The organism is Desulfurococcus amylolyticus Z-533 (assembly GCF_000513855.1).
Lineage (GTDB): Archaea > Thermoproteota > Thermoprotei_A > Sulfolobales > Desulfurococcaceae > Desulfurococcus > Desulfurococcus amylolyticus.
This window is the reverse complement of sequence record NZ_KI911318.1, coordinates 1,170,639-1,183,225: the sequence shown is the minus strand read 5'-3', so window position 1 is coordinate 1,183,225 and position 12,587 is coordinate 1,170,639. Positions and strand designations below refer to the sequence as shown.

General features: G+C 44.4%; 13 protein-coding genes and 2 tRNA genes. 10 read left to right on the top strand and 5 right to left on the bottom strand.

Annotation, left to right across the window (positions count from 1 at the left end; genetic code table 11):
* The first annotated feature begins 7 nt into the window (after positions 1–7).
* Complete coding sequence (gene truD / locus SPHMEL_RS06240) at positions 8–1,120, top strand: tRNA pseudouridine(13) synthase TruD (protein WP_042667774.1); 1,113 nt, start codon at positions 8–10, stop codon at positions 1,118–1,120.
* Positions 1,121–1,122: 2 nt separating this feature from the next.
* Here truD and SPHMEL_RS06235 read toward each other — a convergent pair whose 3' ends face one another.
* Entirely contained in the window at positions 1,123–1,620 is a 498-nt protein-coding gene (locus tag SPHMEL_RS06235; RefSeq protein WP_042667773.1) for a transcription elongation factor, read from the bottom strand.
* A gap of 167 nt (positions 1,621–1,787) precedes the next feature.
* Here SPHMEL_RS06235 and SPHMEL_RS07380 point away from each other — a divergent pair.
* Together SPHMEL_RS07380 and SPHMEL_RS06225 are read left to right on the top strand one after the other, a co-directional pair.
* Positions 1,788–1,931, top strand: a tRNA-Trp gene (locus tag SPHMEL_RS07380).
* A 239-nt stretch (positions 1,932–2,170) separates the two neighbouring features.
* Positions 2,171–3,328 (top strand): ABC transporter ATP-binding protein, encoded by a 1,158-nt coding sequence (locus SPHMEL_RS06225; protein ID WP_042667772.1) that lies wholly within the window; start codon positions 2,171–2,173, stop codon positions 3,326–3,328.
* Between the two features lie 8 nt (positions 3,329–3,336).
* Here the strand turns inward: SPHMEL_RS06225 and SPHMEL_RS06220 are convergent.
* Positions 3,337–3,411: transfer RNA gene (locus SPHMEL_RS06220), tRNA-Val, on the bottom strand.
* 112 nt (positions 3,412–3,523) lie between these two features.
* Here SPHMEL_RS06220 and SPHMEL_RS06215 point away from each other — a divergent pair.
* From SPHMEL_RS06215 to fen, 4 genes are all read left to right on the top strand, one after another.
* Entirely contained in the window at positions 3,524–3,799 is a 276-nt protein-coding gene (locus tag SPHMEL_RS06215) for a hypothetical protein (RefSeq protein WP_042667771.1), read from the top strand.
* 202 nt (positions 3,800–4,001) lie between these two features.
* The gene (locus SPHMEL_RS06210; protein ID WP_042667770.1) at positions 4,002–6,194 is read left to right on the top strand and encodes a CDC48 family AAA ATPase; all 2,193 of its coding nucleotides are present in this window, start codon (positions 4,002–4,004) and stop codon (positions 6,192–6,194) included.
* 31 nt (positions 6,195–6,225) lie between these two features.
* Positions 6,226–6,486, top strand: a complete 261-nt coding sequence (locus SPHMEL_RS06205) for a helix-turn-helix domain-containing protein (protein ID WP_042667769.1) — start codon at positions 6,226–6,228, stop codon at positions 6,484–6,486.
* 56 nt (positions 6,487–6,542) lie between these two features.
* Positions 6,543–7,604 carry a flap endonuclease-1 gene (gene fen / locus SPHMEL_RS06200; protein ID WP_042667768.1) on the top strand — a complete coding sequence of 354 codons (1,062 nt, stop codon included), beginning with the start codon at positions 6,543–6,545 and terminating at the stop codon, positions 7,602–7,604.
* 160 nt (positions 7,605–7,764) lie between these two features.
* On the opposite strand, the gene SPHMEL_RS06195 is transcribed toward fen, so the two are convergent.
* Positions 7,765–8,448, bottom strand: a complete 684-nt coding sequence (locus SPHMEL_RS06195; protein ID WP_042667767.1) for a protein-L-isoaspartate O-methyltransferase — start codon at positions 8,446–8,448, stop codon at positions 7,765–7,767.
* 60 nt (positions 8,449–8,508) lie between these two features.
* On the opposite strand from SPHMEL_RS06195, the gene SPHMEL_RS06190 reads away from it, so the two are divergent.
* Positions 8,509–8,985, top strand: a complete 477-nt coding sequence (locus SPHMEL_RS06190; protein WP_042667766.1) for a DUF371 domain-containing protein — start codon at positions 8,509–8,511, stop codon at positions 8,983–8,985.
* On the opposite strand, the gene SPHMEL_RS06185 is transcribed toward SPHMEL_RS06190, so the two are convergent.
* Positions 8,917–9,918, bottom strand: a complete 1,002-nt coding sequence (locus SPHMEL_RS06185) for a class I SAM-dependent methyltransferase (RefSeq protein ID WP_042667765.1) — start codon at positions 9,916–9,918, stop codon at positions 8,917–8,919. The two genes, SPHMEL_RS06190 and SPHMEL_RS06185, sit on opposite strands and share 69 nt — an antisense overlap.
* A gap of 120 nt (positions 9,919–10,038) precedes the next feature.
* Here SPHMEL_RS06185 and SPHMEL_RS06180 point away from each other — a divergent pair, with 120 nt between their 5' ends.
* Both SPHMEL_RS06180 and SPHMEL_RS06175 read left to right on the top strand, forming a co-directional pair.
* Complete coding sequence (locus SPHMEL_RS06180) at positions 10,039–10,866, top strand: NAD(+)/NADH kinase (protein WP_042667764.1); 828 nt, start codon at positions 10,039–10,041, stop codon at positions 10,864–10,866.
* The gene (locus SPHMEL_RS06175) at positions 10,856–11,374 is read left to right on the top strand and encodes an NOB1 family endonuclease (RefSeq protein ID WP_012608731.1); all 519 of its coding nucleotides are present in this window, start codon (positions 10,856–10,858) and stop codon (positions 11,372–11,374) included. Before SPHMEL_RS06180 ends, SPHMEL_RS06175 begins: the two co-directional genes overlap by 11 nt.
* Here the strand turns inward: SPHMEL_RS06175 and SPHMEL_RS06170 are convergent.
* Positions 11,349–12,509: a PUA domain-containing protein gene (locus SPHMEL_RS06170; RefSeq protein ID WP_232216789.1), complete on the bottom strand. Its 1,161-nt coding sequence runs from the start codon at positions 12,507–12,509 to the stop codon at positions 11,349–11,351. The genes SPHMEL_RS06175 and SPHMEL_RS06170 overlap by 26 nt on opposite strands.
* Between the last annotated feature and the right edge of the window lie 78 nt (positions 12,510–12,587).

Sequence of the window (12,587 nt, the reverse complement as noted above, 5' to 3'; positions counted from 1 at the left end):
CCCTATAATGGATTCAGACACCGGGCGGATATATCCACATCCATTGGACTATGTATCCGGGTTGAAATATTCTTTAACAAGCCTCTCGGTGAATCATGAATATAGAATAACGCCTTCAAGCTTTATAGTCCGTGAAGTCATTGATGAAGGATACCTGGTTAAAAGAGTGGATCTCCATGGTAAGGAAGGATATATTGTTGTAAGGGTTGTAAAGAGAGGTCTTGATACCTTTGAGGCCCTAAGAATACTCTCGAGGAAGCTAGATATCCCGGTTGACAATATTCATTTCCATGGATTAAAGGATAAGAACGCGACTACCACTTCATACTTCTACATTAAGAGACTGCTGGTGGATGAGAGGATTTTCCCTATACAGGGAGACAAAGTGGTTTTCGAGATAGCTGGATACACGAGGTTTAAGCCGGGCAGGGAAATATTCAAGGGTAATGAGTTTGAAGTACTCATCCAAGGCCTTGATGAGCGTCAGCAAGAAGTCATGAAAAGGATCCTCGAGCTGATCAGTAGGCATGGGCTCCCGGCCTACTATGGATACCAGAGATTTGGTGTAAAGAGGTATAATACACATTTACTAGGTAAATACGTCGTAAAAAGACGTGAGAACTATTTCTCAAGAATTCTTCTTGATACCATGTATCCTGGGGAGGATTTGGAAGCCATAGTAAAAAGGATAAGGAGGGATTTCACCGGCTTCTACTATGAGGGTAGATATGTTAGGGCTGGATACAACGGCTTAGGGTTGAAGAATGTTCTCAGGGCTCTTAACGAGATAATTATTGATGCGTACGCCGGATACCTGTATAACTTATTACTCAATAAGATAATTGAGGAGAAGGGATTCATGGATCTCGATAAGGAATACCCTATGCCCGGCTGTATTGAAAGCATTGAATTATATAGTGGTATATTCAGCGAGGAAGGGCTCATGCTAGAGGAGGCGAGGAGTCTTCCCTGCTATTATAGGAATGGGTTGTTCAAACCGTTGAACACACGGATGTCTTGTGCTGGTGATGTATGTAGATTAGTGTTTATGTTGGAACCTGGGTTATACGCTACGATTGTACTGAGGGAGTTATTTAAGGAGAAGCTAGTCTTAAACTAGATTTATTCAAAAATTATTCGGGTTTCAACACCGAGCAGGCTTGATAATAGTTTCTCGTATTCCTCCCTGTTTCTCCCTAATATCCTTCTATCTCTCTTTGATACTCTAACATTAAGCATTTCACTGCCGCTTGGTAGCCATACCTGGTTTACGCCTATCAGTGATGCTGGAGCAATTAGTTGTTCTATTAATCGCTTGACGTCGCCTGTCTCAATAACTACTTTAACCCTGTCCCCCAGCTTCTGTGAGAGTTCTCTCTCCAGCTCGCTTATTTCGCCGGGTTCAAAGCCGTTTCTAAGCATTACTATTACCTGGTTACTGATCCTAAAGGAACGGACATACTCTCCTTTCTTAAGAAACTTTAACTCTTCCTCTAGATCCATGAGTATCCTCATCACTGGTATTTCATCTTCCCTGACAGTACCTGACTCCACCTTCCTTTGGCAGCTGGCACAGAGCACGCCACTCTTCACACATATCCTGTCGAGTGGGTACTTCAAGCCTCATCATCACCGTTTCATTGCTCTGCCTCTATAAAAATAATGGTTCAACTCTTTTTAAATATGGTTCTAACAATGAAAGAATTGTTTATGGGAACACGTGCTGCCCCTGTGTGAAAAAGATTTAAACGCCTTTGTCCAATAACCTAGTATTGATGACTTGTAGTGGGCCCGTAGCTCAGCCAGGCAGAGCGGCGGACGCCTCTGGCGGCCGATGCTCCAGATCACTATGGGTCAGAGCGACCGTTTGGGATGACTGAGGTCTGGAGGGAGTGACCCGTAGGTCAGGGGTTCGAATCCCCTCGGGCCCACTACTTTTATTCTGTAGGAGAATTATGGTGTACATGAATCAGTATGAGTACTTCATGGAGAAACCGAGGCTCTTTATTTCAAGGACAAGTACCACCTACTCTCGTGAATGGTGAGGTAGTGAAGCATAAAAGGCCTGGGTTTGACTAGGTTGATGCAAAATATCTGGGGGTACATTAATCATAATATTTTTAATGGTTGATTTATGTTTTTATATATAGTGGTCTATTGGTGTATCATCGTGCCTAGTGTTAGGCTGGAGAATGTGGTTAAAAGATATGGTAGGATTATCGCTGTAAATAATGTCTCCCTTGTGATCAACGACGGCGAGTTCTTCACTATTTTGGGGCCTTCGGGGTGCGGTAAATCAACGACGCTGAGACTCATAGCTGGCCTTGAATTCCCTGATGAGGGAAAAATATACATCGGGGACAAGGATGTAACGATGACGCATCCGAAGGATAGAGATGTAGCAATGGTTTTCCAGAACTATGCTTTATATCCTCATATGACGGTTTTCGAGAACATAGCTTTCCCACTAGAGGTGAGGAGGAAAGAGCTTGGGTTAACAAGGGAAGATATTAATAAAATGGTTGTTGAAATGGCTAGGTTCCTCAGCATAGATCATTTACTCGATAGAAGACCAAGCCAGTTATCAGGAGGCCAGCAACAAAGGGTTGCACTAGCCAGAGCACTGGTGAGAAAGCCAAAGGTCTGGTTACTTGACGAGCCTTTAAGTAATCTAGATGCCAAGTTAAGACTCTTGATGAGGGCTGAGCTGAAGAAGCTTCAGAAAACACTGGGTATAACCACGGTATACGTTACCCATGACCAGGTTGAGGCTATGACTATGTCTGACAGGATAGCAGTAATGGAGGGCGGCAGGGTTAGACAGATTGGTACGCCTGATGAGCTCTACTACAGGCCTGCTAATATATTTGTAGCAGGATTCATTGGCACGCCACCCATAAACCTGGTAAAAGGCTTATTCAGGGTTACCAACGAGGAGATCAAGGCTGTAAAAGGAATAGGGATAATAGAACCAGTTAAGACGAGGTATCTCCTAGAATTACTCGGTATAAGGGTACCCATAGACCCGACAATAGGTGAGAGGATAGAATCTAAGGGTGTATCCGAGATAGTACTTGGTATACGTCCACAGTACGTTGAAATAGTTGAGGATAATGCTGATAAATCCTTAGGTGATATAAGTGGCGAGGTCTTAGTGGTGGAGCCAACTGGTACAGAGAATATCGTGACTATTAAGATAAGAGAGGAGCTGATAAGGGCTGTGTCACCGGCAAGGATGAAGATACAGATGGGTTCAGTTGTAACGCTTAAGCTAGATTGGAGTAAAGCATTATTATTTGACTCGAGAACAGAGGACCTTATAGCATAAGGAAGTAATGGGCCCGCGGGGACTTGAACCCCGGGCCTCCGCCGTGTCAGGGCGGCGTCCTAACCAAGCTAGACGACGGGCCCTCTTTTGATGACTCATAATATGGTAGACTAATAAATTTTATTATGGTGAAGCGTCTAGGTAATTATTGTGTAGGGGGCGTCATGTGGCTTTTTATAATCAGTGGTGGATTAGATGTCGCTTGACATGCGCGAGGTAGCTCGTACAAAGCTGTTAACCGGTCCCTCAAAGATACTTGTCTTAATGTATATGGGTGCTAAACGTAAAGTAGACTTCATTAAGGCTGGGTTAGGGGCTAGTACAATATACTATAACATGCTCTTCCTGGTCGAGGCAGGCCTGGTTGTTAAGAAGAATGGGGAGTATGTTTTAACCGAGAAAGGGGTGATGCTTGCAAAGGCTCTGTTAGAATGCTTGTTGAAAGCTAAGGATATACTGGGAGGTCTCTAGTTTTCGGTTAAACTACATAGAGGGCAGACTTAAAGAGCTTGAGAACATATCAAAGGGTTAAGAAGCCGACGCCCTCTAATTCAGTGGATTTTCCCCGAGCACCCGGTATTAGAAAGCTTTTTTACGGGTTTAAGAGAGTTAGTTCTACTAGGTGTTTTACCAGCTCTTTAACCATGGGAGAATTACTATATGGTGAAGTATATTGGTGAGAATAGTTTTAAAGGTCCTAGATGCTGATCGCAGGGATTATGGTAAGGGAATTGCCAGGCTCGACCCTGAGGTAATGGAGAAGTATGGTATAATGGATGGAGACCTATTACTCATCGAGGGTGATATGGAGGCTGCTGCGCTAGCTGGAAGCGGGAATACCCAGGATAGGGGTAAAGGCGTTATAAGGCTTGATCCATTGCTAAGACATAACGCTAGAGTTGAAATAGGGGATATAGTGGTAGTTGAGAAAGTAGAGCGTAGATACGCTAAAGTAGTAAAACTAGCACCCACAAACTATCATGCCTTGATCGAGGGTTATGTTTTAGAGAGTATAAGGAGTAAGTTGATAGGTTATCCCCTCATGGAGGACAATGAGATACAGGTCGTGATAGCTGATATGCCGATACCTTTCAAAGTAATCTCCATCAAGCCAAGAGGACCCGCACTAGTCTTTGATGAGACAGAGATATATGTCTTTGAAGAACCAGTAGGCGAGTTTCCTCGCGTCACCTTTGAGGATATAGGTGGGCTTGGAAACATAATAGACAAGATTAGAGAGATGATAGAGATACCATTGAAGTATAGAAAGGTATTCAGAAAACTTGGTATAGAGCCACCTAAGGGGATATTGCTCTACGGTCCACCAGGCACAGGTAAGACGCTGCTGGCTAAGGCTTTAGCTAACGAGGTTAACGCATACTTTGTAACTATTAATGGACCGGAGATAATGAGTAAGTACTATGGTGAATCCGAGCAACGATTACGCGAGATATTTAAGCTGGCTAAGAAGAAATCGAGGAAGAACCCGGCTATAATATTCATCGATGAAATAGATGCGATAGCGCCTAAGAGAGATGAAGTAGTCGGAGAAGTAGAGAGGAGAGTGGTAGCTCAGCTCCTCGCATTAATGGATGGGTTGGAGAGCAGGGGGAATGTAATAGTTATAGCGGCCACAAACAGGCCTAACGCGTTAGATCCAGCTCTCAGAAGGCCTGGAAGATTTGACAGGGAGATCGAGATACCTATGCCGGATAAAAAAGGCAGGCTCGAGATACTCCAGATACATACGCGGAGGCTCCGGGAACTCGGTATTCTCTCGGAGGATGTTGATCTAAATAAACTGGCTGAGATAACCCATGGATACACTGGTGCCGATCTAGCGGCATTGGTTAAGGAGGCAGTGCTCCATGCAATTAGGAGGCAGATACCACTTGATCAACCCAGTGAATGGCCATTACCCGATGCCCTACTCACATCTATTAAAATCACCTTCGAGGACTTCCTCTTTGCCTATAGGAGTATTGTACCAAGCGGCCTACGTGAAATACATGTTGAAGTACCAGATGTCAGGTGGAGTGATATCGGGGGGCTTGAGGAGGTTAAGAGGTCTCTTAGGGAAAACGTTGAGCTGCCATTGAGATACCCGGAGATATATGAGAGATACGGGATAAAGCCTCCAAGAGGCGTTTTATTATACGGACCTCCTGGATGCGGTAAAACCTTGCTTGCGAAGGCTGTTGCAACCGAGAGCGGGGCAAACTTCATAGCTGTCAAGGGTCCGGAGATAATGAGTAAATGGGTTGGAGAATCTGAGAGAGCTATTAGAGAGATATTTAGGAAGGCTAGGCTCTATGCTCCAGTGGTAATATTCTTCGATGAGATAGATGCGATAGCATCCCTGAGGGGTATTGAAACGGATTCGGGTGCCTCAGAAAGGGTAGTTACACAGTTAATAACCGAGATGGACGGTATACAGAAACTCGAAAACGTCGTCGTATTAGCTGCAACCAATAGGCCGGATCTCCTGGATCCAGCTTTACTGAGGCCTGGGAGATTCGATAAACTAATATATGTTCCACCCCCAGACTTCAATGCTAGGCTGGAAATACTTAGAATACATACTAGAAGTATACCTTTGAGCAGGGATGTTAACCTAGTTGAACTGGCCAGAATTACTGAGGGCTATAGTGGAGCCGATTTAGAGGCGGTTGTGAGGGAGACAGTTATGTTGGCGTTGAGGGGGTCTCCATTTATAGAGATGGTTGAGAGGAAGCATTTCATGAATGCTCTGGAGTTAGTGAAGCCAAGTATAAATGATGCAATAATAAAATTCTATATTGAGTGGGGTAATAGAGCAAGGCAAACGCTTCCAAGACACGGTATTAAACCCAGTATATACACGTAGAGTAGTGGAAGTATTTTGGGTGATGTGCGGTATGACCAAGTATAATCCGGGATACTGGAGGATAACACCGCTCTTTAGAGCTATATTGGAGGTGCTGGTGTCTAAACCTGAAGGAATAACCGAAAGTGATCTCGACGAGGCATTAAAGAAGAAATATGGATTAGTCTTTGCTAAGTCAGAGCTGTATCATACATTGATGAGGCTTGAGCTAACTGGATTAATACAGGTTGAACCAGTTGGGAGGGAGTTCTTCGTGAAATTGTCTCCCAGGTTCAATGAGTATATAAAGTAACCTCTTCGAGTTAAATATTTAACACCATGTATATTGATCAGCATAATGGTGTAGATATGGGAGTAGACTTAAAAGACATTATACCAGGCGAAGCTAAAACGGTTATCGAGGATCTCAGGATCCTACATGGCAAGATTATAGTGATAGATGGCTATAACGCATTATACCAGTTCCTAGCTGCAATCAGACAACCGGATGGGACCCCTCTAATGGATAACAACGGGAGGATCACGAGTCATTTAAGCGGTTTATTCTATAGAACCATAAATATCGTTGAGGCAGGGATAAAACCAGTCTACGTGTTTGATGGTAAACCCCCTGAATTGAAGGCGAGGGAGATAGAGAGGAGGAAAGCCGTTAAGGAGGAGGCAGCAAAGAAGTACGAGGAAGCCGTTCAATCCGGAGACCTCGAGCTCGCGAGGAGATACGCAATGATGTCGGCCAAGCTGACAGAGGAAATGGTGAGGGATGCTAAATCATTACTAGACGCAATGGGTATTCCATGGGTTCAAGCACCAGCGGAGGGCGAGGCTCAGGCAGCCTATATTGTTAAGAAGGGGGATGCCTATGCATCCGCCTCACAGGATTACGATAGCTTGCTATTCGGCTCCCCTAAGCTCGTTAGAAACCTGACCATAAGCGGTAGAAGAAAGCTACCGAGAAAAAACGAGTATGTTGAAGTAAAGCCGGAGCTCATAGAGCTCGACAAACTCCTTGTTCAGCTAGGTATAACCCTTGAGAACCTCATCGATATAGGTATACTCCTGGGGACAGATTACAATCCAGACGGCTTCGAAGGCATAGGCCCCAAGAAGGCTCTTCAACTAGTTAAGGCATACGGGGGAATCGAGAAGATACCGAAACCCATTTTGAAGTCGCCGATAGAAGTAGATGTTATAGCAATAAAGAAATACTTCCTTCAACCACAGGTAACAGACAACTACAGGATTGAATGGCATACCCCCGATCCCGATGCAGTGAAAAGAATATTGGTGGATGAACATGATTTCAGTATAGATAGAGTTAGCACAGCGCTTGAGAGATACGTGAAGGCCTTTAAAGAAAATATACGGGGAGAACAGAAAGGTCTCTCTAAATGGTTCAGTAAGCCGAAGTAGTTGGGTTTCCAGGATTTCTGCAGCAACTGTTTCCCGCTCTAAGTCGTTGTAGGTTTTGCCGGGACCGGTTGTGCCTCTGCTCACGCTTCACCGTGGGCATATAAAGACCTATAAAACCCTCAACTCTGAAAATTGTTGATAATCCTGCTTCATTAAGGCTTCAATATGTTGAATCAGTATGCCATCCATACTTACCAATTAACGGTACGAACACACATTCTATTCCATACCTCTTGGTTATCGAACTCCCGTACTTCTCTACTGTGAGTAGTCGTTGGAGATATACATCGCCTACGGGTATGACTAATCTTCCTCCTTCAGCCAGCTGCTCTATTAATGGGTTCGGTACATAGGGGGCGGCGGCTGTGACTATTATTTTATCGAATGGTGCTTTCTCAGGTAGCCCCAGTGTTCCATCACCCACTATCACCGTGACATCACTGCTATAACCAGCTTCCTCAAGGCGCTTTCTAGCATACTCGGCCAGCTCAGGGATCCTTTCTATAGTGTATACATGTCCTTTTTTCCCCTCACCACTCCTTGCAACTATCTCTGCCAGTACAGCTGCCTGATAACCTGAACCGGTTCCCACCTCGAGAACCCTATCGCCTGGGGCAGGGTCCAACTCCTCTGTCATTATGGCTACCATATGTATCGCGCTTATGGTTTGACCGAAACCTATTGGGAGAGGTGTATCAACATAGGCGTACTCCCTTAGATGTGGAGGTAGAAAGAGCTCCCTGGGAACTTTGAGAAGGGCTTTTATGACTTTCTCGCTTTTCAGATAGCCTAGTGAGTGCAGTTCTTCAATAATGAGTCGTTTTTGTTCTTCTAAACCGGACAAATCGTAACCCCTATTTAATTTTCATAGTTAAAATATTCTTAATAGCGGGGTTTAAGCATAATGGTTGAAGCAGAGATTGTATATGCTAGGGGACATCCCAGGATTAAGGCTACTCATGTTACAACCCTTGAAATCAGTAGGGAGGAGTATTTAACTGAGAGAGGGGATTGTATAATAGGTATAGGGGCTGATAGATCCCCTAAGGATTTCTCTAGGGTATTTAAAGAGGCTTTAAGAAGGGATGGCTCTATCTTACTTGCAGTAATCAGGGTTGGAGGTCTCGTAGACATTGTTCTGGCACAGGGTAGTAGTGGACTCATAGTGGATAGCCCAGTTAAACTGATTATAAGGAGAAGTAGCTTCATTGAGCCAGCCACGATAGGTATTAAAGCCAATAAGGCGGCAAGGGATATAGATAGAAGAATCATCCAGATGCTGCGGGATCCTGGCACAGTGCTAGAGTTAAGGTTATATGTCCTTGGGCTTGACGAGGTCGAATCTATATATGCCGGCTCTAGGGGCGTACTCCAAGACTAATTTAGAGCCTTGAATACTCCAGCCCGGGAGCTTCGATCCCAGCTCGATTACTGATGCTTCACGGTCATATGTGAGTATGTAGAGATGTAGTATTCCACCCGGCTTTAAAACAGCATTATATACCTTAGTGAATTCCAGACTCCACCTCGGTAGATTGGCAATCACTCTATCGGCTTTACCATGTATATCCAGGTAATCTATTATCTCCCTTGCATCTAGATTCAATGGTATAATGCCGCCCCTTAACCTCCTATGGTTCAATAATATGTTTTCACAGAGAAGCCTATATGCCTCTGGATTGAGATCATTCGCTATAATCCTCGCTGCTTTAAGGGATGATATATGTATGGGGAATCCTCCAATACCTGTGAAGAGATCCACGACTAGCTCCCCATTTCTAACCATCAACGCTATTCTATGATGCTCCTCCCCGAGCCTTGGGTTATAGTATACTTTCCCCAGGGAAACCTTGAACAAGAGCCCGTACTCCTTTACCACTACAGTATCAATGTGCTCGCCCCATAGGAGTCTCAGCTTAGGTATCCTGTATTTATCCACCGTCTCTTCTTTAACATATATGGCTCTAATATTTGGATGAATGCTTCTCAGCTCCTTGACTACTTCATCTCCACTCATAAAGCCCAGCACGTTTTCTCTGATAATGGCTGCATCCCCTACGAGATCGTATGATGGTACCCGTGTAACATATTTTCTCCGGCTTGGCGGCGGATTACACTGTATGATGTAGTATCGAGTATTACTGAGCAACTCGTTCAAGCCTTCCAGCGTTTTCACAGGTATTATAACATTGCCATTGATTCTAGTTATAAGATAATCCGCGTTAATCAAGTCCTTCTCCCTGAGCCTCCTGATCACCGGCTCAGCTAGGTGTTTATCAATGCTTATACAGAGGACGCTGGTTCCCTGCTCCATCTCATCAACCAGGGCCTCTCACTTATTTCTAAAATATGTATTCAAGGCGATGCTTAAATTTCTCCATGCAACATACATTTAGACTAGCGGGAAATATGAAACTCTATGGATTGATAAGTAATGTACCCTGTTTCATCGGTTCACATAGTCTATAAGCCGACCCGAGAGTGTATTGAGATAGCTAGGAAGTATAGTGGTGTTTTCAGGGAGAGAGGTGTAAGTGTCGAGATCTCAACCGTTGATGATGTAAGCCCTAGGTTCATCCTTAACAAGGATATTGTTGTAAGCATTGGTGGTGATGGAACGATGTTGAGGATATCTATGATGCTTCAAGATGAGAAGAGCATTCCATTGATATTGCCTCATCCATGTGGCAGGAGGAATAATTTCTATGAGGAATCTATGCCAGAGATACCTGTAGTGGTTGAAAGGATATTCAAAGGAGACTTCGTTATACATACATATCCAAGGGGCAGGCTCTGCATAAAGGGCGGGTGTATCGACTTCCTGAATGAAGTAGCAGTAGTGAACAAGGATATGGGTAGAGTCGTGGGGTTCAGGATCTCGGTTGCATCGCCTGGCATACATTCCACATATGAATTTGAAGGAGATGGGTTAATCGTGAGCACGGTACCAGGTTCAGCGGGGTATAATTTATCTGCCGGCGGACCATTGATCACCGGGGATTCCGAGGAGTTGATTATAACTCATTTAAACCCTATGCAGCTGGGTATGCCTTCAATAATCGTACCGGCTTATGCCAGTATCATAGAGGCCTCTTCAAGAGGCTATGCTATACTCTATATCGATGGAGATAAATTAAAGCTACTTGATAAAGGAGAAACTGTGAGAATCACAGGTAGTACAAGCTATCTTAAATTAATCAGGTTCAGCACCGTGTATGAGCGGATAAGAACCGTGTTGAGTAGGAGGAGAATTGTCTACTAGCATAATACACGTAGTTCTAGATACGGGTGGATTACTTGCTAAATACTATAGACTTTTACCACGGCACGTATTCAAAACCTATACTACTGAGTCAGCTGTCAACGAGGTTATCGATAGCGAAAACAGAAACGCGTTAACCGACGCTATTGAAACCGGCTTAATCGAGGTGCTCGAACCAGGAGATTCATTTTATCTAAGGGTTGTAGAGGAGGCTAGAAGAATAGGTGAGATAACCAAGCTTTCGAAAACCGATCTCGAGGTAGCAGCCCTAGCCCTAATGCTTAATGAGCGGGGTAAAGTAGTTGTTGTGACGGATGACTATAGCCTCCAGAACCTCTTACTACATCTTGGGATATCATTCAAGCCCTTAAAAACCAGTGGTATTAAAACCAGCAGGGAGTACAGCGAGTACTGTCCTACATGCGGATACATCCCGGCTCATCCAGGAGAAATAAATTGCCCTATATGTGGGACTCCACTGGTTAGGAGGAAGAGGAAGGCCTCTTAAGCACAGCTATAAAGTGACCTGGCATATCCATGTTTAATGGAGTATATCTGTATCCGATCACGCCTTTATATGTTGTCTTATCAGTGTAAGGCGGGTTCTCAGGTAACTCCACGCATTCCAACCCGAGTTCCTCGACAGCATAGAGTATGTTTTCCTCGTTCTCCTCAAGGGTAAGGGTGCACGTTGAATAAACTATATATCCACCGGGTTTCACTATTAACGCGGCTGTTTTAAGAAACTGCCTCTGATAGCTAGATAGATTCTCCACATCCTTGTAACTCCTGTTCTCGAGTAGCCTCGGTCTAACCCCTAGATTACTGCATGGTGGATCTATCAGAACTTTATCAACCTTACCCAGTAAACTGAAATCGTAGTGGAGGTATCGGGAGTCATGCGGGATAGCGATCACGTTTAAGTCTAAATCCAGGTGGCTAAGATTATTCTTTAACTCGGCGATCTTACCGGGGCTTCTATCAATAGCTATGATCCTCGCACCTCCTTTAGTCAACTGTACTATATGGCTTGTCTTGCCCCCTGGCGATGCGTTCATGTCCACTATTAGTTCACCTGGCCTGGGATCAAGGACTCTAGTGGTAACGATGCTTGGATAGCCCTGGGGATATAATAATCCCTGTTTATAGATATCCAGCTCGCTTATCCTTGGTGCTTTAAAAGGAGATGAGGTGCTACGTGCTACAAGCCCCTGCCTCATTTTATGGAGGCTCTTTGATGACGTAACAGCCTCCAGGCATGCTAGAGGCGTGCCTTGCCTGGTCACAGCTAGTAATTTATCGCCTTCACTGAAGACGCTTGATTTAACCACTCCAGGACGATAGAGGTTGGCGCCTAATATTAGTGAACTAGCTGTCTTATCGTCGACCACGATGTATTTATCTGTGTTACACTCCAATGGAAAAGGGCCCTGGACCACTGTGTAAACAGCTTCTTCAATATATTCGTCCATATATGCTTCAACCCCTCTCTCCCGTAATAGTTCCACTAGTCTATGAGGCGTGGTCTTCACGGTGTTAACCCTTAAGTACATTCTCATAGGAGGAGTCTTCAACTTCTCTACAAGGACGTCGACAATGCTTCCATAGGGTTTAACCAGTAAACTCCTCACCCTCCACGACACCTATTACAACCCATCCCTGTATCCTAGATTAGTGGATCTATATATAGTCAAACTTATTAGAGATTAACCATATATCTA

What these genes read in the sequence shown, in the direction of transcription:
- truD (WP_042667774.1), top strand. Translation starts at nt 8, where the DNA reads ATGGATTCAGACACCGGGCGGATATATCCACATCCATTGGACTATGTA.
- SPHMEL_RS06215 (WP_042667771.1), top strand. Translation starts at nt 3,524, where the DNA reads ATGTCGCTTGACATGCGCGAGGTAGCTCGTACAAAGCTGTTAACCGGT.
- SPHMEL_RS06205 (WP_042667769.1), top strand. Translation starts at nt 6,226, where the DNA reads ATGACCAAGTATAATCCGGGATACTGGAGGATAACACCGCTCTTTAGA.
- fen (WP_042667768.1), top strand. Translation starts at nt 6,543, where the DNA reads ATGGGAGTAGACTTAAAAGACATTATACCAGGCGAAGCTAAAACGGTT.
- SPHMEL_RS06190 (WP_042667766.1), top strand. Translation starts at nt 8,509, where the DNA reads ATGGTTGAAGCAGAGATTGTATATGCTAGGGGACATCCCAGGATTAAG.
- SPHMEL_RS06185 (WP_042667765.1), bottom strand. Translation starts at nt 9,918, where the DNA reads ATGGAGCAGGGAACCAGCGTCCTCTGTATAAGCATTGATAAACACCTA.
- SPHMEL_RS06180 (WP_042667764.1), top strand. Translation starts at nt 10,039, where the DNA reads ATGTACCCTGTTTCATCGGTTCACATAGTCTATAAGCCGACCCGAGAG.